Annotated in this window: 20 protein-coding genes; 8 read left to right on the top strand and 12 right to left on the bottom strand. The window is 37.8% G+C overall.

Features of this window, described 5'->3' with window-relative positions:
* Positions 1 to 223: 223 nt before the first annotated feature.
* The 4 genes from AC06G9_RS15570 to AC06G9_RS15555 all read right to left on the bottom strand — a co-directional run bounded on the left by AC06G9_RS15570 (position 224) and on the right by AC06G9_RS15555 (position 4,425).
* Positions 224 to 1,747 (bottom strand): acyl-CoA dehydrogenase family protein, encoded by a 1,524-nt coding sequence (locus AC06G9_RS15570; RefSeq protein ID WP_480956653.1) that lies wholly within the window; start codon positions 1,745 to 1,747, stop codon positions 224 to 226.
* Between the two features lie 279 nt (positions 1,748 to 2,026).
* A complete protein-coding gene (locus AC06G9_RS15565; protein ID WP_248753092.1) occupies positions 2,027 to 2,893 on the bottom strand; it encodes a helix-turn-helix domain-containing protein in 867 nt (288 codons plus the stop codon).
* A 337-nt stretch (positions 2,894 to 3,230) separates the two neighbouring features.
* A complete protein-coding gene (locus tag AC06G9_RS15560; RefSeq protein ID WP_480956652.1) occupies positions 3,231 to 3,863 on the bottom strand; it encodes an NAD(P)H-dependent oxidoreductase in 633 nt (210 codons plus the stop codon).
* A gap of 139 nt (positions 3,864 to 4,002) precedes the next feature.
* On the bottom strand, positions 4,003 to 4,425 hold the full coding sequence (locus AC06G9_RS15555) for a MarR family winged helix-turn-helix transcriptional regulator (RefSeq protein ID WP_248753093.1): 423 nt from the start codon (positions 4,423 to 4,425) through the stop codon (positions 4,003 to 4,005).
* A gap of 488 nt (positions 4,426 to 4,913) precedes the next feature.
* Between AC06G9_RS15555 and aspA the strand changes: the two genes are divergently transcribed.
* A complete protein-coding gene (aspA, locus tag AC06G9_RS15550) occupies positions 4,914 to 6,326 on the top strand; it encodes an aspartate ammonia-lyase (RefSeq protein ID WP_480956651.1) in 1,413 nt (470 codons plus the stop codon).
* A gap of 209 nt (positions 6,327 to 6,535) precedes the next feature.
* On the opposite strand, the gene AC06G9_RS15545 is transcribed toward aspA, so the two are convergent.
* Positions 6,536 to 7,342: a helix-turn-helix domain-containing protein gene (locus AC06G9_RS15545; RefSeq protein WP_045754869.1), complete on the bottom strand. Its 807-nt coding sequence runs from the start codon at positions 7,340 to 7,342 to the stop codon at positions 6,536 to 6,538.
* 195 nt (positions 7,343 to 7,537) lie between these two features.
* On the opposite strand from AC06G9_RS15545, the gene AC06G9_RS15540 reads away from it, so the two are divergent.
* Positions 7,538 to 8,968: an exonuclease domain-containing protein gene (locus AC06G9_RS15540; RefSeq protein ID WP_480956650.1), complete on the top strand. Its 1,431-nt coding sequence runs from the start codon at positions 7,538 to 7,540 to the stop codon at positions 8,966 to 8,968.
* Between the two features lie 36 nt (positions 8,969 to 9,004).
* Complete coding sequence (locus AC06G9_RS15535; RefSeq protein WP_248753098.1) at positions 9,005 to 9,427, top strand: DUF3995 domain-containing protein; 423 nt, start codon at positions 9,005 to 9,007, stop codon at positions 9,425 to 9,427.
* Here the strand turns inward: AC06G9_RS15535 and AC06G9_RS15530 are convergent, their stop codons facing one another.
* From AC06G9_RS15530 to yiaA, 3 genes are all read right to left on the bottom strand, one after another.
* Complete coding sequence (locus tag AC06G9_RS15530; protein WP_293927192.1) at positions 9,428 to 11,227, bottom strand: mechanosensitive ion channel family protein; 1,800 nt, start codon at positions 11,225 to 11,227, stop codon at positions 9,428 to 9,430. It lies immediately after the preceding gene.
* 261 nt (positions 11,228 to 11,488) lie between these two features.
* Positions 11,489 to 11,920 (bottom strand): hypothetical protein, encoded by a 432-nt coding sequence (locus AC06G9_RS15525; protein ID WP_480956649.1) that lies wholly within the window; start codon positions 11,918 to 11,920, stop codon positions 11,489 to 11,491.
* Between the two features lie 174 nt (positions 11,921 to 12,094).
* Positions 12,095 to 12,562 (bottom strand): inner membrane protein YiaA, encoded by a 468-nt coding sequence (gene yiaA, locus AC06G9_RS15520; RefSeq protein WP_045754864.1) that lies wholly within the window; start codon positions 12,560 to 12,562, stop codon positions 12,095 to 12,097.
* 131 nt (positions 12,563 to 12,693) lie between these two features.
* Here yiaA and AC06G9_RS15515 point away from each other — a divergent pair, with 131 nt between their 5' ends.
* Both AC06G9_RS15515 and AC06G9_RS15510 read left to right on the top strand, forming a co-directional pair.
* On the top strand, positions 12,694 to 14,178 hold the full coding sequence (locus tag AC06G9_RS15515) for a hypothetical protein (protein WP_480956648.1): 1,485 nt from the start codon (positions 12,694 to 12,696) through the stop codon (positions 14,176 to 14,178).
* Positions 14,179 to 14,297: 119 nt separating this feature from the next.
* On the top strand, positions 14,298 to 15,050 hold the full coding sequence (locus AC06G9_RS15510) for a DUF72 domain-containing protein (RefSeq protein WP_480956647.1): 753 nt from the start codon (positions 14,298 to 14,300) through the stop codon (positions 15,048 to 15,050).
* Positions 15,051 to 15,240: 190 nt separating this feature from the next.
* Here the strand turns inward: AC06G9_RS15510 and AC06G9_RS15505 are convergent, their stop codons facing one another.
* Both AC06G9_RS15505 and AC06G9_RS15500 read right to left on the bottom strand, forming a co-directional pair.
* Positions 15,241 to 16,575: a GH1 family beta-glucosidase gene (locus AC06G9_RS15505; protein WP_248753104.1), complete on the bottom strand. Its 1,335-nt coding sequence runs from the start codon at positions 16,573 to 16,575 to the stop codon at positions 15,241 to 15,243.
* A gap of 410 nt (positions 16,576 to 16,985) precedes the next feature.
* Positions 16,986 to 17,642, bottom strand: a complete 657-nt coding sequence (locus AC06G9_RS15500) for a helix-turn-helix domain-containing protein (protein ID WP_480956646.1) — start codon at positions 17,640 to 17,642, stop codon at positions 16,986 to 16,988.
* A gap of 207 nt (positions 17,643 to 17,849) precedes the next feature.
* Here AC06G9_RS15500 and AC06G9_RS15495 point away from each other — a divergent pair, with 207 nt between their 5' ends.
* Positions 17,850 to 19,010 carry a 2-isopropylmalate synthase gene (locus AC06G9_RS15495; RefSeq protein ID WP_480956645.1) on the top strand — a complete coding sequence of 387 codons (1,161 nt, stop codon included), beginning with the start codon at positions 17,850 to 17,852 and terminating at the stop codon, positions 19,008 to 19,010.
* A 143-nt stretch (positions 19,011 to 19,153) separates the two neighbouring features.
* Here the strand turns inward: AC06G9_RS15495 and AC06G9_RS15490 are convergent, their stop codons facing one another.
* Positions 19,154 to 21,439 (bottom strand): TonB-dependent receptor, encoded by a 2,286-nt coding sequence (locus AC06G9_RS15490; RefSeq protein ID WP_480956644.1) that lies wholly within the window; start codon positions 21,437 to 21,439, stop codon positions 19,154 to 19,156.
* A 109-nt stretch (positions 21,440 to 21,548) separates the two neighbouring features.
* Between AC06G9_RS15490 and AC06G9_RS15485 the strand changes: the two genes are divergently transcribed.
* Positions 21,549 to 22,211: a metal-dependent transcriptional regulator gene (locus AC06G9_RS15485; protein ID WP_480956643.1), complete on the top strand. Its 663-nt coding sequence runs from the start codon at positions 21,549 to 21,551 to the stop codon at positions 22,209 to 22,211.
* 56 nt (positions 22,212 to 22,267) lie between these two features.
* Here the strand turns inward: AC06G9_RS15485 and AC06G9_RS15480 are convergent, their stop codons facing one another.
* On the bottom strand, positions 22,268 to 23,923 hold the full coding sequence (locus AC06G9_RS15480; RefSeq protein ID WP_480956642.1) for a DUF3472 domain-containing protein: 1,656 nt from the start codon (positions 23,921 to 23,923) through the stop codon (positions 22,268 to 22,270).
* A gap of 485 nt (positions 23,924 to 24,408) precedes the next feature.
* On the opposite strand from AC06G9_RS15480, the gene AC06G9_RS15475 reads away from it, so the two are divergent.
* Positions 24,409 to 24,561 (top strand): lmo0937 family membrane protein, encoded by a 153-nt coding sequence (locus AC06G9_RS15475; RefSeq protein ID WP_248753110.1) that lies wholly within the window; start codon positions 24,409 to 24,411, stop codon positions 24,559 to 24,561.
* Positions 24,562 to 24,578 lie beyond the last annotated feature (17 nt).

The raw sequence follows: 24,578 nt of genomic DNA, 5'->3' as shown, positions 1-24,578 counted from the left end.
GCTTTAATAATAGCTATTTTTTAAATAGTGTCGTCATCACTTTTTTATCTTATCTTATCAAATTAAATCTTTTTATAAAATTCTTATTTTTAAGACAAGTAGATAGATTATCGTATCAAAGGATCTGTATGTTATGGCGATCGCTACTCGATGTGCTGGAATGCAAATGGCTGCAAAATAGTTCGGATTATTTTGCAGCCATTGAAATATAAATACGTTAAAATTATAGCGATGTGAACTTCATCCAATCGGCATTTTCTTCATAATCCATTAATGGATCTGCCGTATTGTTGCTGTTTAACTGTCCGACAAACATCGATATATCCATATGGATATGCTGGCGGGTGATCTCTGTCATCTTATCGTTAAATCCGGCATTGTTTATCAATAAAACGTATTGAAAACAAACGACACGTGATATGATCCTTCCTATGGTCATCATTTCGCGTTGTTTGGGTTGATCCGGAAGATTGAAGTTTAAGATTTCGGAAAAGAATGGCGCAGCTAATACTGTTCCTTTATATTGTTTTAAGAAGGACAACAGGTTATTCTCTTTTCCTTTTCGCATTAATTTTGCGATGGCTTCTGCAATCTGCGTGTATAGCATTTCATTGGATCCTTCAAAAATCTGGAAAGGTCTGCTGTCTACGACGCCTCGACCAGCAATGTGGTCTAATCGATATCCATTTGCTCCTGACAACTGCAAACATATTTGTGATGATTCTTGCATCAAATCGGTCACAAATGCTTTTACGCTATTGGCATCAACTCCATGGCTGGAAAGGTCATGACTGATTGAACTGACGGAGGTACTGTACGCACACATGGCCGAACAGAGTGTGAACGCTGCTTGTAAACGTGATAATTGGAATTTTACAGTATCCATTTCATTTAAACGCATACCTGTCACGCGTCTTTCCTGACAGTGCTGCATCGCTTCGTCCAGCATACGCTTGATAAAACCCATACCCATGCCTGGGAACTGAAGCCTACTACGGTGCAACGTATCCAACATTAATTTGATACCGGTACTTTCTGGCGTTAAACGCTGTGCCGATGGGACTTGGATATCAATATGATTCAGCCCATAAGGAATGGCATACAGACCTAAACTATTGTAACGTTTTTCGACGATAATCTTTTGTTCTTCAAGTGCGTCTTCGGTTAAGAAGAAATCGATGTCGCGCGTCAGTTCGCCATTTTCATTTTTCTTGCGTGCGGTAACCAACCAATAGTCAGCGGCTCCCGTCAGGCCTTGCCAATGCTTTTGTCCTTGAATATGGTAAGCATCATCTTGTTGTACGTAAGAGGTACGCATATTGAGCGCATCACTACCAAAGTCAGGCTCTGTGATCATTAGACCACCCATTGCCTTATCTTCCAAAAATCGCTTGAATACTTTTTCCTGAACAGAAAGATTACCATATTTTGCTAGTGGTTCAAGGAATAAAGCGATATTGATACCAAATATGAGCGATAGGGATAACGACTCATAGGATGCAGCTGCAAGAACACCTAAACATTCTTTTACGTGAACACCACGGCCACCATGGATTTCTGGAATAGCAACCGAAAGGGGAGTCATATCCATGATCTTGCTCAAAAAATCAGGTGGCAAATCGCGCGATAGACTTAGCTTATTGTAATCGTATTCGTGATTAAATAGACTGGATAATCTTTCCTTAAAAGTGGATATGAAAATATCGAAATCTTGGGTCATGGTTGATTGTTCTAAAAAGTTAAGCATCTTGAAATATAGAATTAAATGATGAACAATTACGAAAGGGCATATGCAGAAACGCTAGTTGTTCACCGTCTCTTAAATTTTCAGATGAAAAGTAAGAACATAGGTAAGGTAACGAAATTCCTGAATCCAAAAAATATTTTTTTTGGGGAGTAGCATAAATTTTGTTGAAAACTGACTGCATATCGACCATCGCTTTCTACAAAAATAAGCCTAAAAACGTAACCCATGTGTATTGTTTAGTATAAATAATAGGACAAATCGTGCATATGTCAATAAAATCTATTTGGATTCATTTCGATAAGAGGTTGGCGACATGCCTACAATTTTCTTAAAGATTCGCGAAAAATAGGACGGATCGGAGAAGTCTAATTCGTAACAAATGTCGGCTATGCTTTTTGTTGATTCGAATAGCAGCAACTGGCTATGCATGACCAATACTTCTAGAATAAGCTCTTTGGATGATTTTTTAAATACGGTGGATACACACCTGTTTAAGTAATTAGGGGATACGGCGAGCTTATCGGCATAAAATCCAATCTCCTTCTGTTTTAAAAAATTTTTGTGGACAAGCTGTTTAAACATCATGGCAATCTCTTGACTACGATTGAGCATCTTGTTGGTGGCAGAAAGCTTGATAATCTTTAATAATGCCGATTTTAAAAGACTCTCAAACAACTCTTTATACGGCGATGCGGTGTGAAGTTCTTTGTAAAGGAGCCTAAAGAGTTGATGCAGGTCATGATCATCCTCCGCGGAAAGGTTATGCAACGGTGAAATATTAAAAATATTTAAGATTTCTTGCTCTCGGAATATGGAAGTCATCGCGGCATCATTGACCAATATACAGTGTCCTTTGGCAGATTTGTCTACCGATTTGATCACCGATATATTTCCATAGTTACTCATTAGGATAGCAGGCGCTTGGACAACATATTCCTTCGGACCAATCTGGTGCTTGAAATAGCCTTCGGTAATGTGTACTAGTAAATTGTAACCTAGAAAAATGGGGGGAGTTGGAAATTTAATATAGGGTGCAATTTCGCTAAGTCGAAAGATCTTTACCGGTGAACGCATATATTTGAGGTGGTCTAAACTACCAAACATAAAACGTTCTACAAATTCATCTGCGTTTACTTGTTTTTCCATGATTTGATCCCTAATATGAGAATTTTTAATAAGAACAATAAAGCTAAAAGATGTTTTCTTTCCTTTCCAATGTTGAGCTTGGAAATGACAGCAATTTTACACGAAAAATAATCAAACTGATCCACTTGCGGAAGATAACTACATATAACAATAACGTTGGTTCTCAATTTCTCAATCAAGTCATCATTGAACAACAAGGGTCTAGCGTAACGAACTGCTCTTAATAAATGTTTTACTTTATCGGCGCAATTGAAACGTTAGACCCTTTAATTTATCGGGGTTGCAGTAGTCGATTAACGGTCAAAGACTGTCATTCGTTTACCTGCAACGTGAGATATTATCTATAAATTGCAAATTCTTCTAATGGATTTCTTACTTTTTTCATGGGTGCTAACCAATCTTTTTCTTCGTCTCGGTATCCAACATACATCAATGATACACTTTTTAAACCTAGACTAGCTAAGTCAAGTACTTTATCGATCACTTGGTTGTCAAAACCTTCTGCTGGAGTGCTGTCTACTCGCAATTCAGCAGCTTGTGCCAAGGCAAGACCCAGTCCAATATAAGACTGCTTTGAAGTGTGTATAAAATGTTCTTCTGCAGTTTGTGAAGCATATAGCTTTTTGATCATGTCGGTATAGCTATTGAAACGTCCAGCTGGTAGATCCCGCTCTTCGGTAGTACGGTTGTAAATGCTATCGATACGCTCATCTGTATATTGATCCCAAGCGGCGAATACCAGTACATGTGAACAGTCGCGCATACATTCTGGATTTAATGCTCCAGCCATTAATTGCTCACGTATTTCTTGGTTTTCGACAACTATTATTCGAAAAGGCTGAAGTCCCGATGATGTTGGTGCTAAACGGGCTGCTTCTACAATTTTTTCGATATCCTCTTTACTTACTTTTTTGGTCGGGTCATATGCTTTTGCAGCATGACGCCACTGTAGATCTGCTATTAATGTCATTGTTTTTAATTTTAAAAGGTGTTAACCCTAATCTGAAATGCGACTCCAATTGTTTTTGATCTGTGGAAAAGATGTTTTTTCCGTAGATGTTGATGGGCATGGAGTCACAATCAACGATTCAGGCTTTTACTACTTGTTGTTATTTTAATTTTAATATTTTGTCCGCTATGCTGCGTATAGAGTCAATTTCTTCTTGTGTTATTTCCAGTTCTTGAATTAATTTCTCTGGGATGCATTTTGCTTTTTTCTTTAACTCAATCCCTATAGTTGTTAAGGAAATTTCAACGACTCGCTCATCTACCGTACTGCGTTGTCTCAGGACAATCTCCTTTTGCTCCAGACGCTTTAGTAAGGGAGTCAGTGTACCACTATCCAACAATAATTTGTGTCCGATCTGGTTGACTGTCTGCTTATCATTTTCCCACAGCACCATCAATACAAGGTATTGTGGATAGGTGAGTCCGATCTCATCAAGATGAGGGCGGTAACGCTGTATGATTTCACGACTCAATGCATAGAGCGGAAAACAGAGCTGGTTGTCCAACTTTAAAAGATCTTTCATATCATTTTTGTTTGCGCTACAAATATAACAAGTTATCTGCAATTATATTGTGTGCAATATAAAAAAATATTTATTTGAAGTATTTGTTGACAATGCTGTGGCATTTTTCTTTGCCATATGGATATCAGAGTATTGTTAGAATGGATGGATAATCTAAGAGTGATTTTTTACTCTGATTAAGGGAAATGAATACGCGTAATAGACCTTAGCTGCTCAACTGAAAAGTTTGTTTTTGTGGTTGACATCGGGCTACTTTTGATTAATCTGGTTTGCATCAGGTATATGCTTTATAATTTTGATTTTCATAAAACATTTTGTGCTACACAAGGGTTTTACAAAAGTAGCAGTGCTCGATCGAAGCACTGCTACCTGTACGACTCTATGGATTAGATATCTGAAACAGAAATGGTAGCTAAATACACAACTAAGAGGGAAACGGCTCTATTTCTAATCCGTGAATCTGCGATTTAATATAAAAAATACAATATATGATGACATCATCTCGAATTGAACATGATTTTTTAGGAGAAAAGGAAATTAGCAACGATTGCTATTATGGTGTACAGACATTGCGCGCCAAGGAGAATTTCGATATTACCGGAATCCCAATCGGTAGTGAACCTCTTTTTATCAAGGCATTTGGTTATGTAAAGAAGGCGGCGGCTTTGGCAAACCGGGATCTGGGAATTTTGGATCCCAAAAAAGCGGAAGCGATCGCTTATGCTTGTGACCGTTTGATCGCAGGTGAATTTACGGATCAGTTTATCAGTGATCTGATACAGGGGGGAGCAGGTACTTCTACCAATATGAATGCCAATGAAGTGATTGCTAATCTAGGACTGGAATACTTGGGGCATAAAAAGGGAGAATATATTTACTTGCATCCCAACAACGATGTCAATTTATCACAGAGTACCAATGATGCTTATCCTACTGCTTTTCGAATTGCGGTATACTTAAAAATTGCCTCCTTTTCTGTTGCTTTGGAAGAATTGCAAGCGGCTTTTTTTGATAAAGGAAGAGAATTTGATGGCATTTTAAAAATGGGACGTACGCAATTGCAGGATGCAGTTCCAATGACTCTTGGTCAAGAATTTAATGCTTTTGCAACGACTTTAGGTGAAGATGTTTTGCGCATGCGGGAAGCTTCACTGTTGATCACGGAAGTGAATATGGGAGCTACGGCCATCGGTACGGGTGTAAATGCTCCTGAAGGTTATGCGCAACTTTGTGTCAAGTATCTGGCAGAGATCAGTGAGGTACCGGTGACCCTTGCTGCCGATTTAATAGAGGCGACCTATGACACGGGAGCACTGGTGCAATTGAGTGGCACCCTGAAGCGAAATGCCATAAAATTGAGTAAAATATGCAATGACCTCCGTTTGCTGAGTAGCGGACCGCGATGTGGTCTCAATGAAATCAACTTACCTGCTATGCAGCCAGGTTCTTCCATCATGCCTGGAAAGGTTAATCCTGTGATCCCCGAAGTGATGAATCAGACTTGCTATTATGTGATAGGTGCTGATCTTACCGTGACGATGGCAGCAGAGGCTGGGCAATTGCAACTAAATGTGATGGAACCTGTAATAGGGATGGCGCTGTTTACGTCTTTACAGTATTTGACTAAGGCTTGCCGTACATTGAAGGATAAATGTGTGGTCGGAATCACGGCGAATGTGGAGCATAGTAAAAATCTGGTGATGCAAAGTATAGGAATTGTCACGCAATTAAATCCGATCTTAGGTTACGAAGAATGTTCTTTGATCGCGAAAGAGGCCTTGAAAACAGGAAAGTCCATCTATGAAATCGTGGTGATCGAACGGAAGTTGATCACGCAGGCGAAATGGGAAGAAATCTATTCAATTGAAAATTTAATTCACCCTAAATTTATATCACATTGATCCTTGCTATTTGTAATGTTGCACAGTATAACGATGCAAGGCATCACAGAAGCAGTTGAATTGGTATGGTCTAAAAAAACGTAATGCCGAAAGTGCAATTTAGATGGATATGCCCGATAAAATATCGGGCATATCCATCTAAATTAAAAATGAACGTTGTTTAACTTTTCGGGTGAAGTCAGATTTTGTATCTGAACCCGTATTTTTCTTTAATTCTTATTGGTGATGAGATCTTTAATTTCTTCTAAACTTTGCAGCACGGATTCTATGACTGTTGGTGTTTCTGGCAAGGATGTAGTGTGATAGCTATGGAATTCCCATACTTCTAATACCTGTTCAAAGGGGATGGAAAAGACTTCGTAAATCTGATTTAATGATCGACACTGTAAAAAGCCGCCTTCGAGTATGCTGATGGATTTGAAGACAATATCTTGCCCCTTGAGGACGACGACGGCCAATGTTTCGGGCTTAACCTGATCCCAGTTTTCGATAAACTTACCCGTGACATCCATTTTTTGTGGAAAAGGCAACATGGAATCCCCATGGATGGGAAAGGTGCGATAGGTGCGATGTTTAGGAAGATTTGGGATCTGATATTTTGGAAGTTCAGCTAGATAGAGCGGGTCTGCATATCCTCCTGTGATATATCCTGCCTTTCCTTGTAAGGGTACGTAATCTGCATTTTCATGATCCGTCTTGTCGACAGTGATGGCAAGTACTCGTAAATTTCCACCTTTGATATAGATATCATTTCCGGCCTGTAGATCGCGAATTTTCAATTCTCCAAGTTTACTGATATCGACCGTCAATAAGGTATCTAAGCTGATCTTAAAATAATTGGATATGGACAATAGGAAATGCGGTTCCATCGCCTTGGTTTTTCCAATTTCGATCAGCGCAAGTTTGGTGCGCGTTACATTGATGGCATCTGCAAGTACCGTCTGACTCACTTTTTTACGCTCACGAAGGAACTTGAGGTTATTAGTGAAAAATATTTTTGGTTCTTTATCTTTCATTTGTTATTATTAGAAACATATGATTGTTTCTAATGGAAACAAATATAGTGTAAAATATTGAGAAATATTGGATTGGGTTTAGCGTTATAAGGTAGAGAGATGCGTTGAAGGAGATCTCTTTCTTATAGTGGAATAATAGGGGATTCATACCGTGTCAACTCATTTAATTGGATGAAGGTGAATAAATTTAAAAATATGGAATACGCCATTGTCGATATCGAAACTACGGGCGGACATGCGCGAAGTAGCCGAATGACAGAAATTGCTATTTTGATACACGATGGTCATCATGTTGTCGAGCGTTGGGAATCATTGATCAATCCTGAGCAGGATATTCCACTGGCGATTTTTGCATTGACGGGTATTGATAATGATCTGGTCGCAAATGCTCCGGTATTTGGTGATATTGCCCAGCACGTATTTGATCTGCTTGAGGGGCGCATATTTGTTGCTCATAATGTCAATTTTGATTACTCCTTTATTCGTCATCAATTGGAAGAGGAGGGTTTTAAATGGGGGGCTAGAAAATTGTGTACTGTCAGGTTGAGCCGAAAAATCAAACCTGGTTTTCCATCCTACAGTTTAGGCAAGCTGTGTGATGATTTAGGCATTCCAATTTCCAATCGTCACCGTGCTGGTGGTGATGCTGAAGCAACTGCTTTATTATTTGCATCTCTTCTAGAATCAGACCATGAAAGAGTGCTGGAGGAGATGCTGAAAAAAACTTCAACGTACCAACGTTTTCCTCCTAATCTTGCTATCGAGGATTTTGAAGCGCTTCCAGCAGAGCCCGGGGTTTATTATTTTTTGAATCAGCAGGGTAAGGTCATTTATGTAGGAAAGGCAGTTCATCTTAAAAAACGTGTCGCTTCTCATTTTACAGGACATAGTATCCATAAGCAAAGACAACATTTCTTAAAGGAAATTTACCATATCACTTTTGAAGTCTGTGCGACCGAATTGATGGCCTTATTGCTCGAATGTACTGAAATAAAAAGGCTATGGCCGGCGTATAATCGTGCTTTAAAACGTTTTGAACCAAAATTTGGTTTGTTTAGATATGAAGCACAAAATGGATATCACTACCTTGCTGTCGGGAAATTGAAAAAGCATTGTCCATGTTTGCAAACCTTTAATGTGGAATATGAAGGAATTCATGTCTTACGCCAGTTGATGATCAACTTTGAATTGGATCCGCGCATGTGTATGTTTGCGGCATCTGATACGCCGTACGCCAATAGAATTAAAGAGACTGATGTCTCTCTTCCTAATATCGAAGCGCATAATGCGCAAGTTGATTTGGCGGTCGATCATCTTTTGGGTCAGCAGCAGACTTTTGTAATCGTGGACAAAGGTAGAACGTTGGATGAAAAGAGTTACGTCTGGGTGGAACAGGGTAATTTTTACGCCATGGGTTATCTCGATCACGATGCACAGCTAGCCTCAATGGAAGATATCCGCTCGAGTTTAAAGCGTTATTATGGTAATCATTATATGATGCAGCTGATCAATTCATATGTCAGTAAATACCCCAGAAAGGTGACATATCTGAATGATTGTCACAAAGCTGTCGTTTTACCCGAAGTGACCGATGATTGCGATGGAGAATCTTTGATCTTGTTTTAAGTATACCTATTATTGAATTAAAATAAAAATGAACGGATGGATTACATATTATCAATAGCGAATAGTGTTATTTTCTTATTTCTGGCATTGATGCATTTATATTGGGTCTGTAATGGCCAAGTGGGTATCGCAGCAACAATTCCAACCAAGTTGAATGGGAAGCGCGTCTTTACTCCCAGTCGTTTTGGTACTTTTGTCGTAGCCGCAGGATTGTTTATGTTTGCGGTCACCAACTTGATTTTTGGAGGAATGATTGAATCGCCTATAGGGCTTTCTTATATAAATTATGCCATGTGGGGTATTGCTGGTATCTTTCTGATCCGTTTTATTGGTGATTTTAAATATGTCGGTATTACCAAAAGGTTCCGACAATCTGTTTTCGCTCAGAAAGATACTTTTTTCTATAGTCCGTTATGTTTTTTACTGGCCGTATCTCATGCTATTTTGCTTATGGATTAGCTAGATCTGATCAATTCCACCTTTAAATTGTGGTACAAAGTCTACTTTACTGTAAATATGAGGGGCGTTCATTTCAATACCAGCAGCTAGGAAATCGTTCAGGATCAACTGAAATATTTCAGATTTGGCGAGCTCAATTTCCCCAGATTGGGTGATGTAGACATTCAATTCATATAATACATAAAAATCATCTAATTTCTTTTGTAATACAAAAGGAGCTGGGGTTGTATTGACTCGAGCGACGCGGGGTGGTATACTCAGTAATAGCTCATGGATCCGCTCCCAGGGTTCTTCATATCCCACAGATAATTCGACTTGAAAGCAAATACCTTGATCTGAAAAAGTGGAATAGTTAACCGTGTTGCCCGATAATATAGATGAATTAGGGATTGTAATTTCTTCGTTTTTAATGGTTCGAAGCCGTGTTACTAGTGGAGACTTTTCAATGACGACTCCTGTTTTATCGGCTATGGTGATTCGATCTCCTATGCGGAAGGGTCTCATGTAAGTGATAACAAGACCGGCAATAATGTTGGATATCGCAGATGAAGATCCTAACGAAAACAATACCCCGATAAATACCGATATACCTTTGAAAATATCGGAGTTTGATCCTGGTAGATAGGGAAATATGAGAACGAGTGTGAAAGCCTGTAATAGAAAGCGGACAATGGTAAAAGTGGGCATGGCAAATTCTCGGTGAAAACCATTGATCTCTAATTTTCCTTTATCGATTTCAGTGAAAATATACTTCACAAAACGTACCGCATAGCGCATGACAAATAGGATCACAAATACCGTAATCAGATTGGGGATATAAGCCCAGATCGCTAAGATTGCTTTTTTTAAGGGTTTGGTGAAAAGGCCTATTAAACTGTTTGCCCAGCTTTGTGTAAACGGAAATACACTGAATATAATAGGTAGCATGATAAAAGCCATCACAACGATCAATATCCAGCGCAACATGTCGATGCTGCTGATGAGTATGCGTGTTTTCTGAACGGAACTGATCAGGACATAGTTTTTAATTTTTACATCCTTGATCCGTTGGGTACGCTCGGTCATGATCCGTTGAATGCTGTAATTTTTAATTCTGTTGATCAACAGAATTAAAAGATAAAATACAAATAAAATGAGGATAATAAGTCCGATACGGATCATTACTTTGGTGATGCTGTTTTCTTCTTTTTCTTGGGAAATGGCTTGTTGAATGCTTTTTAAATATTGGTTGGCTACTTCTTCTTTGCTTTTCCCTTCCAATAGGGCATCGAGTTCTGTAATTGAAGTAATGATCAAATCTTTGTATACAATATCGGAGCTGATTTCATTGTTTTCTATCTTAAAGGAATCAACACGAACAAAGTCATCTTCGTACAGATTATGAATACGATTGACCACGTTGGCAGCACGGTCTTTTGCTAAAGATGAACCTAGTTTATTGTAAACGTAAAAAAGGGTATCCTGAAAAGGAGCAACGGCATAGCCTTTGGTATTTTTCTTAATGGAATCGACTTTAAGCTTTGCCTGTTGGTTGCGGATGAGATTTTCTTCATCCAAATTATTCAATTGCTGTTTGAGATTTTCTTTTTTAGTGCTGTTTTGAGTCTTTAGATTGGTAATCTCATTTTGAAGCTTCACGCGCTCTAAGGAATCGTTGATCTGCTGTTGTCTAATACCGTTTAATAGGGAGCTCAATCCGAGTTCTTTTGCATCTACGGAGTCTATCTCTTGCGCCGACAGTGGGTTAAGGGCGGTAAAACAGAGTAAAGAAAAAAGGAAACATATGTAAAGTCTTTTCATGTGTACGGGCTTTTTGATGATACTTCCATCTGGATGGTTGTCGATCGGGCTGTTTTAGAAAAATCAAACATAGATAAATTTGCTTGTAAACGCAATCAAATAACCTGATAAAATTTTGAAAGGTATCGCCTTTTCTGAGTTTTTTGGGTTGCACTGATTCCGTTTAGGGAATATTGGCTACTAATAAGATAAGTGATTGAGTTTGGTTCTTGTTATAGCTGGAGAAACAAGTTCAGAAAAGGCCAATAAGATGATATGTCTTTACTTTTTTAATTTCGATAACACAAGATCAACATGAAGAATGATTAGTGTAATGGTCGATAAGATGATGATCGGTATGACCGAAGTATACAGCGTACAATAGATTTCGGCTTTTAAATCATAAGTGCTCCAAGAAGATTCGCGATCCACAAAAATCGTGTAATCCCAGAAAAACCATCCAGCCATTAATAATATCCATTTTGCTGCGACCTTGACGCTATTTTTCTTGATGAGATCCAGCAGTACAAATAGAACAGTCAAAATCAGAGTGGAAAATAAAGAAATGAAAAAAGCATCATGAAAGAAGCTACAGTCCAAACATCCGCTTGATGTGTTATCTGTCAGTACACCCATGGACCAATATATCTGGATGAAGGTGCAGATCCAGATCAGGATGGCAGTTCGTGCTGTGTTTGTCAGTAAGTTGATCATCAGTCCTTATTTAGCAGTATTTATCAGTTGATGTATTCCTTTTTTTTAACATCTCATGTTGTGTCCGATTTTTTGAACAGGCTAAAATAATGAATAATTAATGAATATCTACTGAGTTGATGACATAAACCCGCAGGATTGCTGAGCAATACTCTGCGGGTGGCAACCGCTAAGTTACAGTTCGTTTTCCTCAAACATCTTGGCGTCGCGGGTATTTTTTTGAACAGCAATAGCTGAAAACATACTTAAGCAAAATGACATGGCATAAAATCCTTTTTCACTAAGCAATAAATCTGCATTCCATAGACCTACAGTGAGTAGGATCATAGCAGCTATGGTAGCAAACCAACTTAATCCATAATAAAGGTCGGTCACGACAATACCTTCAGATCGATCTCTCACACTTTTTTGCACCGAGATCACGGCAAATAATCCAAAGAGTAGGATGGTGAAGTAATATCCTTTTTCGTTGAGTTCCATCGTGGCATTCCATAAACCTATACAGAATCCCACTGTCCCTGTAAGTAAGGCAAACCAAGATGCACCGATAAAAGCACCTGTGGGTTTAAATGGGTTTTTTACTTTTTCATCATGTTTTGTAAGTGGAGCATGCTCCTCAGTTTTGTTTTTTAGCGGTTCCATATTTGTAGTTTTTAGTGTTTTACTGATAGCAAATGTCTGATGTAAGTGAGTATTGCACAAATGAATTATTGTTAAATACTGACGATATAAGTTGTCAATGATGCGTATATTTATTATCAAATTAAAATTGTATGGATACACTTTCTGCATTGGTAAATTTGTTATTAGATGATGATAAAAAGGCTTTTAGGTTATTTTTACAAAAAAGAAATAAGCGAGATGATGTCCGGAATATTATCTTATTTGATTTGATAAATACTGATGATATAAATGGTTTAGATAAGCTGTATAAAAAAGCTAAAAATAGATATTCTTATCATGCTTTACGTAAGAGACTGCAGGATAACCTGCTATTGTTTCTTTCACAGAAAATATTTGAAAGGAACAGTAGTCAATCTGCTGAAGTGATGCGTCTGATCGTCGTAAGCCGTTACTTATTGGAAAACAATTTGGATAAAACGGCTTTCAAGTCTTTGGCAAAGGCAGAACAGCTAGCCGTAAAATTAGAGGAATATAACCTATTGAACGATGTTTTGCTGCTGAAGATACAATATGCACATAGTGCAGCTGCTGAAAACCTTGAACTGTTGACCGCCCGTTTAGTGACTAATCAGCAGCATATGCAACGTGAGACAAAATTAAATCTCGCTTATGCCTTCTTACGGCAAGAACTGCGGGATGTGAATCTGAATGGTAAAGTTGTTAATCTGACAACACTGATGATGACGACTATTCGTAAATATCAAATCGCTGTCAGTGATCTCATGACTTATAAGTCAATCTATCAGATTCTTTTTATTGCAAATGAGTATGCCGCTATTTATCATGATTATCGTTTTATAGAACGCTATATCAAGCGTATTCATCATTTTTTGAAGAAGCAAACGAAAACTAATGAGCAGCAGTTGTTTTATCATCTTTATGTACTCTATTTTTTAGCCAATTTTCATTTCCGTAATAAAGATTTTGCTCAGAGTGATAAATATATTGCAGAAATGCAACTCTGCATGGATGGCAAAAGCGTTTATAGCGTTCAATTTTATGCAAGGCAACAATTAATGTCAGCACTCAATCTTTATTTTACAGGAAATGATGGAAAAGCTATTTTGCTGTTGCAGCACATGTTGACAGGTGCAACCCAAAAGTATAAGCAGGAGGATGTGGAAGATCTGAGGATCTGTCTGACCATGTTCTTGTCTTTGCGGCAGGATAAAAATTGTCTGCGGCAGCTGGCCATGTTTCAACATACAGATCAATGGTACGAAAAGAAAATGGGTATGCTCTGGACGATCCGAAAGAATCTAATGGAAATCTTGATCCATGCACAGTTTGAACATCTGGATCTTGCTATGTCGAGATTGAATAGTTTTAAGCGTAGGTATAGTGCATATCTTGCAAGCACCCATGAAGAAAGGGTCTTGAAGTTTGTGAGTTTCGTTGAAAAATATTTGATTAAGCCTGATGTTGTATTTCATCCAGCATTTCAACAGGATGTTCATCAGCTCTTAAAAGCTAATCAGGATATTTTCCACCTTTGTTTTCTCTCTTGGCTGATCGCGACTTGGAAGAAGAAGTCTGCCTATCAAATTGTAATGGAACATCTTGCAGTTCATTAATGCTTTCTTAAACTACCTTTCATGACTTTGAAATACCAGTTTTAATTGAGGTTGTGCTGTTTTTATATGGATCTGTTTAGCTTGTGACAACTTATTGTGATATTGCTTGTTTTATAGTTATGGATGCATGGTATTATTCTGGAACAAGCGGTATTCTATTACCGTATAAAAACAAAAACTTTTATCCCGAGAGTTTTCAGGGTAAAAGCAGGCTTACGGTTTGTAGTCACCTTTTCAATTCTTTGGAGGTAAATAGTTCTTTTTATAAAATACCACGTCAGGAAACTGTACAGCGGTGGTCGGAAGAAGTGACTGCCGATTTTCGCTTTACCTTTAAATTATGGCGTGGCATTACGCATGCTAAAGGATTGAGTTTTGATCCTCAGGAAGTGCATCAATTTATGGATGTCATTGCTGCGGTTGGAGACAAGAAGGGATGCCTGCTCGTACAATTGCCGCCATCAATTTCATTGAGTTACAACACTCAGGTAAATCATTTGTTGGAGACGATCATGAAAAATGATCAAAGTAATGGTTGGAGGGTGTGTGTGGAATTTAGACATGAGTCGTGGTATCGGGAGGAAACATACCAACTGTTGGAGGACTATGGAATTGCTTCTGTGATACATGATAAACATGGTCGTGGTATACACCTACAGGATACCGTAATGCCATTTGTCTATGTTCGTTTTCATGGTCCTGATGGGAATTATAAAGGTTCTTACGAAGATGCATTTTTGCAAGAATACAGTTATTACATTAAAGATTGGCTTGACGCTAAAAAAGAAGTATATGTCTATTTCAATAATACCATTGGAGCTGCTATTGATAACTTAAATACTTTGTCTGCATATGTTGCGGAACGTGATTGATTGCTTGTTGCGTCACTTTTTATGAACAGATGAAGTGCTGAAATGCGAGTAGCGCAGAGGCTAATTTTTTGCGGAGTAAAGAGGAGCAAAACTTATAGCTCTTAATCAGGCTTTCATGCCATAGGTTTTCGAATTGAACTAAAAACATCTCTTAAAAAGCAATCAATTGTAAGAGATGTTTTTAGTTTATCTATTTTAAAAAATCAGCATACCAATGTCCTGATGATTTAATAATGCGTTGCTGCGTTTCAAAGTCAACATAAACCAAACCAAATCGTGGTTCATAACCCTCTGCCCATTCGAAGTTATCGAGAAAAGTCCATGCAAAATAACCGTTTACTTGAACACCTTCTTGTTTCGCTCGATATACTTGTTCAATAATCGCTTGTAAATACTGTACTCTTTTGGGATCATCTACCCTGTTATTTTCTACTTGATCAGGAAAAGCAGCGCCATTTTCTGTGATAATCAAAGGCGGCATATTTTCGTAGGCATGAAATTTTTTAAGGATGTGATACATGGACTCTGGATAGACTTCCCATTTCATGGCTGTCATGGAGACTTTACGATCCTTGGCACTTACAATTTTTGCTTGCAGGTAGGGGACAAATAAGGAATGGCGGATAATCTCTCGAGTATAGTTTTGTACACCAATGAAATCCATGTCAAATTTTAGATCTTGTTCATCGTTTTGTTTGATGTACTTCTCGATTCTTTTTAGAATTTTGATTTCACTAGTCGGATAGCCCTTGCCTAGTAACGGTTCTATAAAGAGTCTATTCAATAGTACGTCTGCTCGTTGTGCAGCACGGATATCTTTTTCCCGCGTGGAGAACGGTTCAACATGTGAGCATGAGAAGGTCGTGCCTACAAAACTGTCTTTTTGTAACGATTTAATGATTCTGGCACCATGTGCCTGTGCTAAAGTGGCATGATGTGCGGCGGCTAAGAAATAATCAATTCCTTTTTTTCCAGGGGCATGTACTCCAAAGAAATATCCTGCTGCGGTAAATACGGCAGGTTCATTGAGCACCATCCAGTTTTTTACCCGATCACCAAATGATCTGACACAGACTGCTACGTAATTGCCAAACCATTCTTTAACATCGCGGTTGAGCCAGCCCCCTTTTTTTTCAAGGGCATGGGGTAGGTCCCAATGGTATAAGGTCACCCAGGGCGTAATACCTAACTCCAAAGACAGGTCGATAAGCCGATTGTAAAAATCGATTCCTAATGGATTGATTGTTCCGGTACCTTCTGGAACTATGCGGCTCCATGAAATGGAAAATCTATAGTTTCGAATATTTAAACTGTACATCAAATACAGATCTTGGGTATATTGATTGTAAAAATCGCAAGCTATATCTCCGCTATGGTTTTTGAATATTTTATTTCTTTTCTGAACAAAAACGTCCCATATGGAAAGTCCTTTTCCATCTAGATTATGTGCTCCTTCGATTTGGTAAGCTGCGGTTGAGACACCCCAGATAAAATCTTCACCAAAGGATTTTTTAGTTAAAGGCATTTACTCGTATAAATTTTCAGGTGCAGTAAAAAAATGTTCTATTATATCTTCTAGTTTTTATGGAATCTAAGAGGGGAATAGAATGAACTAAACTGTACAAGAAAGAGACGAAATATCATCCTTTGAAATAAATGAGTGATCGTTTTCATAATTCAAATGTTTTAAACCACAGGCTATGTAAATTTACTTGTCTAAATATACATCGTCAGTGTGAACTGTAGGTTAATAACCTATTAATTTTCAAAACATGATGATGGTGGCTTTCTTGTCCTCTATATTAGATCTTATTTTGATTTTAGATCATGCCATAAAGCTTAAAGATACCTTTTTATTTTCCTATTTGCTATGTGTTTGATTTTTTTGATCTTTTGAATAATTTTTATTTCCTAAATGGGCATTAAACTCTGGACTTAGAGCAGTCCTTGTCTATATCTTTGAGGGCTGATTCCTATTAATTCTTTGAATAGGTTTGAAAAAGTGGGAATACTGTCGTAACCGATTTTGTAAACAATTTCACTAATATGCAATGATTGGTCTTCTAATAATTCTAATGCGAGCTGCATACGGCTTAATTTTATAAACTGAAAGATGGTTATATCTGTTTCTTTCTTAAATTGTCTTGACAAGGTCCGCTCGGGAATATTTACGTGTTGCGATAAGGATGCTATTGTAATCTGTTCACTAATGGATTGGGTAATATATTCAACAACTTTTAAGAGTGATTCGGACTTTGGTGGTTGTGCATGAAGTTTTAGGGGGCTGATCAATATATGTGCTAACATTTTTTTTAAAGACGCTAGCCCAACTTCTTTCAGTTCTTTATCGGACCAATGTTGTACGCCAAATGCTAAAAGATGATCAAGTAAGTTTGATGGAGAGAAAATAGCGATATTTCCCCAATGAGCAATAGGATACGTTTCCTTATTCAAATCAAGAAAGATCGTCTTGAGTTTTAAATTGGGCGATCTTGATATTAATTTATGTTTGACATGTGCGTCAACATAAGCATAGTGTCGGGCAGGAATACAAAAACTTCCCTTTTCTGAGTAAAGATATACAGCACTCATTTCAGGGGAGATCAGCTGTGCTTTTTCATGATGATGTATTTAGGTATTAAATTGACCAAAATACCGGATCTCAATATCTCCATCATCAATAACTTTTGTACAATCTAGTGTTGATATGTAAGCTTTTGGCATAATTAGATAAGTATTGCTTTATTTTCAAATATAACAAAATAAAAACGCTCATTATTTTTGATAAAACAAAAGATCATGAATAAGAAAAAAATAGATATTTTCGATACCACTCTCCGTGATGGTGAGCAGGGGCCTGGGTGCTTGCTGACTCTTCAATCAAAACTAGAAATAGCCGAACAGCTTGAATTTCTCGGTGTTGATATTATAGAAGCGGGTTTCCCTGTGAGTTCTCCTGCAGATTTTAAGGCGGTACAGGAAGTTTCAAAATTAATTAAAAATGCTAAAGTGTGCGCATTGGCCAGAGCCCGTGAGCTAGATATTGACACTGCGGTTAATGCGCTCAAAAATGCGGTATGTCCTAGAGTACAACTTGGAATCGGGACTTCGGATATTCATATTAAAAATAAATTTAATAGTACCAGAGATGATATTTTAGCTGTAGCATTTAAAATGGTGCGGTATGCCTCTAATAAAATTGAGGAGGTGCAATTTTTTGCTGAAGATGCGGGTAGAGCCGATAATTTATTCTTAGCAAAAATGGTTGAAAATGTGATTGAGGCAGGTGCAACTATTGTTAATCTACCTGATACCAATGGTTTTTGTACTCCTTTTGAATATTATGAAAAGATCAAATTTGTTATAGAAAATGTCCCGAATATGGACAAAGCTAAAATTTCGGTACACTGTCATAACGATCTAGGCATGGCAACTGCAAATACAATTGCGGGGCTGCTGGCTGGTGCAAGTCAGGCGGAAGGAACAATAAATGGTGTCGGGGAGCGGGCTGGTAATGCGGCATTGGAAGAAATTGTAATGACTCTTATTATTAAAGATTTACCCATATTTACTACTGTTGATCCTAGTTATATAAGCAAGTTGAGTAAAATGGTTGAAATGGCCATGTCCAACCCTATACAAGCGAATAAGGCTATCGTGGGACGGAATGCTTTTTCCCATTCGTCTGGAATACACCAAGACGGCGTTCTGAAAGATAGGAGCAATTATGAAATTATTGATCCGGCTGTGATTGGGTTTGAAATGCCAGATCTTATACTGACTGCCCGCAGTGGTCGTGCAGCTTTGCGACATCGAATGGAAATTCTTGATATTCATGTTCAGGAAAATGAATTTGAACAGTACTATGCCTATTTTTTGCAAGTAGCAGATACCAAATCTATTGTGGCGGATAGCGATCTTATTGACTTATGCACATCGCGCTCAAGAAAGGTCTGCTAAGTATCATCAAGCAATTGTAGGGCTTCAGTAATTGAATCTTGTTTTTAATCCTATCGTCATTGCGCCGATATATAGAGGAGAAAGAAAGTTTCCATCTTTCCCCTCTATAATCGTGGTCTTTAGGTATTAGGTGAATCTAAAATTTACATCAGTCCAAATTTTAATCCTAAGAAAAATGTTCTAGGCCTACTCGGGCCATAAATATAGTTGCTGTCTCTATTTTTGCCCGTATCAAAATCGCGTTGATATTGATTGAATATATTTTGAATACCAATATGGAATTGTAAATCTTGCTTGATTTGTTTTAGTGTACATGTATAAGATAGCTTAATATTGTTTTCAAAGAATGTAGGGGAGGTGTAGAGAACATCCTGATCGATACCTGGAGCACCTGCAAAATGAGGAACTTGCGTGGGACCGGTCAAGACGCCGGACAATACAGCATTGAATGGATTTTGAGGCCAAAAACTAAGGGTATAATAACCATAAAGATCAGGAGAGCGCAGATATTGTTTCGTGCCTGGAAGATCGGATGACCAGGATACAGTTTGATCATAGGTGGATTTTTGTAAGGTCAAACCGATCTCCAGTTGTATTTTTTGATCATAATTTAATCTACCTTCCACTGTTACCCCTCGTACGGATGAGTTTCCTCCGTTTTTTCGTAAGAGTTGCTGATTGTTATTTTGATCAATACCGATTTCTTCCAAAACGAATGTGTTGTACAAGCGGGTGAAAAATCCATCTACTGTAAACCCATAAATCATGTGTTCACTGGCTCTGTTAAAGTCCAAAGAACTATTCAAACTATTGGACGTTTCTGCTATCAAATTTGCATCGGTTCGAATGACGGAAACGCCACCTCCGGCAAAAGCCATATGCATATCGGTTTCTAACGCTTGTGGGGCTTTAAATCCTCTTGCATATGATGTTCTCCATTGGGTTTCATGGCCAATTTTATATAACGTGCTGAGTCTCGGTGTGGGAACCATGTTGTCCATACGGTTGGATTTGTTTAAGCGAAGTCCGGATAGTAATGTTAATTTACGGGTTACTTCCCAGTCACTCTGTAAAAAAGCTCCGAGTAAATTGACCTGTTGGTCAATCAGGTAATCGTATGCTTTAATTTCATCAAACGTGTATTCGTATTGATTTTCTACTCCAGCGGTAAAGGTGTTTTTTCCATTTAGGAATTCCGAACTGATATAATTGTATTGAACTCCGTTTTGTACCGAATAATTTTTTGTATGTCCCCATGCATCGATTTGGTCTATACCTGTGTAATGTGTTCTTTTTGTATTTTGGGCAGAACCATAGATACTGAATGAACTTGATTTGTCTTTTGCCTGACGTTCGTAATTGAAGCCTGCTACCAGAATATGATGCAAGCGGTATTCAGATTGATCGGCTTTGTCGGCTTGAAGATCTAATTTGTTTCCGCCTTTTCTTTCTTCATTGATACTCCATCCATTGATCTCCAGTTTATCTTGCGGAGATAACTTAAAAAATGAATTGAAACCGAAAGAGTTGTTTTGTAAGATGGGCATTTCAGAAAATCCATCGCCATTTGCATCATAGGAGTCACGATTGCGATGAGATGCGAAAAGAGAAACTCCAGCATTCTGCTCATCATTAACTGCTGTTAGATTGGCATTGAAAAAATGATCCCAGGTTTTGTTCCCGATTAATGAGCTGTTATTGGAAAGTGTGAACGAGCTTTTTCGCGGTTCCTTTGTTAAGATATTGACCGTTCCAGCAATGGCTGAGGATCCATATAAAACCGATCCACCACCTTTTACAATTTCGACGCGGTCAATCATATTGGCAGGTATCTGTTCCAGTCCATACAGACTCATCAATGAACTGAATACGGGGCGGCTATTAATTAGGATCTGGGAATAGGAGCCCCCAAGCCCATTCATTCTTAACTGAGAATAGTTACACGTCTGACAGTCTGTTTCCATTCGCAATCCCGGTTGAAAACATAGACCATCTGCTAAGGTGTTGGATTGCGTAATATCGAAAGTCTTACTGTCTAGAATATGGACTGCTATAGGACTTTCGGATTTTCGGTGCGCTGTTCGGGTGCCGGTAACGACAACGCTATTTAATCGGTTTGAGCTAGCATTCAGTTCTAGATTTTTTACTTGAACTACCCTCTCTACTATGGTTACCGATAAGAGCTTGGTTTCAAAACCAATAAAACTGACCTTTAATTGATAGGATCCTGCTGGAATAGGAGGTAATTCATAATTTCCAATGCTATCCGCTTTTGTAGCCATACCTAATCGTGGAATGCTGATAGTAGCCCGCTCAATGGGGGCTCCTTCGGGATCGGTTATCTTACCTTTTAATTGCCCTGTCTGTGCAGAAAGGGTCAAACTCGATAAGATGAGGCTACCCATTATTAGAAAATGATTGATCTTCATCGTGTAAATATTATTTGTTAGTGTTGCAAATCTATAAAGTTTGTTTGAACTAACAAATTATTTAGAACAATATTGTTAGATTGTGCTAATAATTTGTATTTTTGTTATCATGATATCACAGACGGAAGAAAATTATCTGAAAGCATTATTTGCTTTGACGAGTACAAAAGGTGAAGCTAGTGTAAATGAGTTAAGTAAAATGCTGAACATTAAAATGCCTACCGTAAATGGTATGATGAAACGTCTTAGTGAAAAAGATTTTGTTATTTATGAAAGTTATAAACCTTTGAAACTAACGGAAAAGGGAAGGAAAGAAGCATCATTAATTATTCGGAAACATCGTCTGACAGAAATGTATCTGGTGGAAAAAATGGGATTTGGTTGGGAGGAAGTACATGACATTGCTGAACAAATTGAACATATACAGTCTCCGGCTTTTTTTGCTAAAATGGATGAAATCTTAGGTTTTCCTGAGGTGGATCCACATGGTTCGCCTATACCTGATGAAAATGGTAAAGTGATCGTTAAGGATTTTGATAGGTTGAGTGATTGTGAAAGTGGCGATGTTGTAAAATTTATGGCAGTGAAACCGTCTTCGGAAGAATTGCTTAAATTTTTAAATAGCCGCGAATTGGTACTGGGAGCTGTGATTACTATACAATCTGTTGAATTGTTTGATAAAAGCATGTCGGTCAATTATGCGCATAGAGAGATGGAGGTCTTGAGCAATATGGTTTGTGAAAAATTACTTGTGGAGCATGTTGCTAAATAAATGATTTAATTTCCAGCAGCCCTTGATTGATTTGAATAGCTGCTGGAAATGTTTATTTATTGTTTCTCTAAGACCCACCTTTGATTGTTGCTGCCAAGATTATTATTGATACTGTATAATACGACTTGCGTATTGTCGCTTGTACTGCTTCCAGGGTTGTCTATGATCAATCCTTTGCTCAGTATACTTCTTATAAATACTGTATTGCTGATATCTAAAAAGTTAAAGGTCCATTGTTGATTTTGATTTGTTGAGCTACTGTACTGAATCAATCCGGTATTGAGATCATCTGTACTGGCCGGGATATCGACGGATTTGGAACTTCCAACATTAACTAATGCATATCCGGAACTGCCACTGACAATTTTCCATTTTTGAAAATCGCTTGTATGAGCACTGTATTGTACAATTTGAGCAGAATTGGCTGTGCTATTATCCCGAACTGTGAGATACTTACCGCTACTGACATTTTTAATCTTATACGTATCATTATTATTGAAAACTGTTATAGGAACTAATTTTGCCGGAGCTTGTTGATTAAAAATATCTGTCAATGTGATCCTAATGGTATAATTTCCATTTGCTAAAGTACTGGAAAGGGTATCTATTCTTTTCTCTGGTTGTATTTTTTCTTGTGTCTGTAAAACGGAACCTGAAGCATTTAATAGTTCAAGTTTATAGCGTAGTTGTGGAGATTTGTTCTCGTTGATTCCCCAAGAAACAATAACTTTAGTATTATGATAGCGGGCGGTACTATAGCTATTTTCGATAGTTGTCAATACGGGAGCAGTTCCTTGTCCTGCCTGTTCTGGTAAGTTTAATACACGACCAGTACCAAAAGCGGGATCTGGAGTCGTGGAACCTCCATGCTCCATAAAATACGCGTCCTCGGCACTATTGTAACCGACATTAAATGCTCGATCAAATTGCCCATTTCGTGCAGCATCATTATCATTGGCCGAGAAATAACGACTACTCGATTTTTCCCAAACATTATTCACACTGAGGTTCCAATTATCTTTCAACAATGCTTTTCTATGGAATCTGCCATCATAGCTCGGATTGTCGCCTACCCAGTTTTCTAAAAATGTACCACTGCCCGAACCTAAATATCCTGCGCTAGCTTCTCTACCGATGGTGGAGGTGTGTAACCATTTTCCCGTTGAGAGGTCTTGAACGAAATTGGCAATGTATATTTTTCCGTTTTCTTTCCAAGAACGGATGACCATATTGTACCACGTATTGATGCTCCAATGATATGGATTTAATGTTTTTTGACCATCTCCTTCACCTCCGAAACGACTAGCAACTGTTTTGCTATCTAAATATGAATAGAAAGCGAGATTATTTGTTGCGGTATTTTTATCCCACAGCGAAGCAAGCATAATGTTGGATGTTCCATAACGCAGATCTGGTGTGTCTTGTAAACCCATATATCCACCATCATAATTGAGCACCGAGAAATATTCCGTTTTAGCTGTATTTGTAATCTTTATTTTGCCCATCTTCAATACCGCATCATTTGGAAAACTATAGACGAGATGCTGTGAGGGTGCAGCATTACTTCCTGTTAATATCAGATTGGGTAGATCTTTATCACTCTGTGAGATAGTCGCAGAGGGTTTTTCTAATCTTGATTTTACAATTTCTTTTGAGCAGGAAATCGTAGCGAGTGTTGCGAATAGTACGCCTGTGAGATGTGTTTTTTTCATAACTGGAATGGATTCATAATGGTTTATTATTGATTTTGGTTAACATAATAGTATTAAGTTAGCCGTTTTGTTTGGATAATTTATGGGCTTATTAAATGAAATCGATTGCGTAATTTTTATTGTTCATGATATCTATTGTAAGGGGTAACTGATTGATAGCTAGATTTGAGCGTGATGTATGCTTCACATTGCTTATCTCTTAAAATCAAGCTGGTTGGAAATTACTTTCGATAGGGCATTTTTATCTTGCTTCTGGTGGATTAATTATTTTACGTTATCTGGATTGATCAAAAACATTAAAAGCTGCTGTGTCTGTACGCTGTTTTTTTCGATTTGTAAGAATTAATCAGCGTCTATTTTTATATTGGAGAGGATCATAAAGCTTTTTTTTTAATTTTTTGTTTAGTACCACAAACCAATATCCCATTTCAATTGTTATATAAGCAGGTTACTAAATATTTAAACATCATAAACTACATTATACTATGGGAAATTTATTATACATCATCGCAGTAATTTTAGTCATTATCTGGGCGATCAGTTTTTTAGGAGGATTTTACAGTGGAGGTATTATTCACGTATTATTAGTAATTGCTATTATTGTCGTGTTACTACGTGTTATTCGAGGAAATGCATAAAATTTTAGCTTATTCAT

It is taken from the genome of Sphingobacterium sp. MAE (genome assembly GCF_056711605.1).
Note: the sequence above shows the minus strand (reverse complement) of the source record. Positions and strands in the feature narration are given on the sequence as shown.

Excerpts from the sequence above, each read along its gene's own strand:
- AC06G9_RS15555 (WP_248753093.1), bottom strand. The coding sequence starts at position 4,425 with ATGAAAGATCTTTTAAAGTTGGACAACCAGCTCTGTTTTCCGCTCTAT.
- AC06G9_RS15530 (WP_293927192.1), bottom strand. The coding sequence starts at position 11,227 with ATGAAAAGACTTTACATATGTTTCCTTTTTTCTTTACTCTGTTTTACC.
- AC06G9_RS15490 (WP_480956644.1), bottom strand. The coding sequence starts at position 21,439 with ATGAAGATCAATCATTTTCTAATAATGGGTAGCCTCATCTTATCGAGT.
- AC06G9_RS15515 (WP_480956648.1), top strand. The coding sequence starts at position 12,694 with ATGGATACACTTTCTGCATTGGTAAATTTGTTATTAGATGATGATAAA.
- AC06G9_RS15510 (WP_480956647.1), top strand. The coding sequence starts at position 14,298 with ATGGATGCATGGTATTATTCTGGAACAAGCGGTATTCTATTACCGTAT.
- AC06G9_RS15495 (WP_480956645.1), top strand. The coding sequence starts at position 17,850 with ATGAATAAGAAAAAAATAGATATTTTCGATACCACTCTCCGTGATGGT.
- AC06G9_RS15565 (WP_248753092.1), bottom strand. The coding sequence starts at position 2,893 with ATGGAAAAACAAGTAAACGCAGATGAATTTGTAGAACGTTTTATGTTT.
- aspA (WP_480956651.1), top strand. The coding sequence starts at position 4,914 with ATGATGACATCATCTCGAATTGAACATGATTTTTTAGGAGAAAAGGAA.
- AC06G9_RS15525 (WP_480956649.1), bottom strand. The coding sequence starts at position 11,920 with ATGATCAACTTACTGACAAACACAGCACGAACTGCCATCCTGATCTGG.
- AC06G9_RS15540 (WP_480956650.1), top strand. The coding sequence starts at position 7,538 with ATGGAATACGCCATTGTCGATATCGAAACTACGGGCGGACATGCGCGA.
- AC06G9_RS15500 (WP_480956646.1), bottom strand. The coding sequence starts at position 17,642 with ATGAGTGCTGTATATCTTTACTCAGAAAAGGGAAGTTTTTGTATTCCT.
- AC06G9_RS15505 (WP_248753104.1), bottom strand. The coding sequence starts at position 16,575 with ATGCCTTTAACTAAAAAATCCTTTGGTGAAGATTTTATCTGGGGTGTC.
- AC06G9_RS15475 (WP_248753110.1), top strand. The coding sequence starts at position 24,409 with ATGGGAAATTTATTATACATCATCGCAGTAATTTTAGTCATTATCTGG.
- yiaA (WP_045754864.1), bottom strand. The coding sequence starts at position 12,562 with ATGGAACCGCTAAAAAACAAAACTGAGGAGCATGCTCCACTTACAAAA.
- AC06G9_RS15535 (WP_248753098.1), top strand. The coding sequence starts at position 9,005 with ATGGATTACATATTATCAATAGCGAATAGTGTTATTTTCTTATTTCTG.
- AC06G9_RS15570 (WP_480956653.1), bottom strand. The coding sequence starts at position 1,747 with ATGCTTAACTTTTTAGAACAATCAACCATGACCCAAGATTTCGATATT.
- AC06G9_RS15480 (WP_480956642.1), bottom strand. The coding sequence starts at position 23,923 with ATGAAAAAAACACATCTCACAGGCGTACTATTCGCAACACTCGCTACG.
- AC06G9_RS15485 (WP_480956643.1), top strand. The coding sequence starts at position 21,549 with ATGATATCACAGACGGAAGAAAATTATCTGAAAGCATTATTTGCTTTG.
- AC06G9_RS15560 (WP_480956652.1), bottom strand. The coding sequence starts at position 3,863 with ATGACATTAATAGCAGATCTACAGTGGCGTCATGCTGCAAAAGCATAT.
- AC06G9_RS15545 (WP_045754869.1), bottom strand. The coding sequence starts at position 7,342 with ATGAAAGATAAAGAACCAAAAATATTTTTCACTAATAACCTCAAGTTC.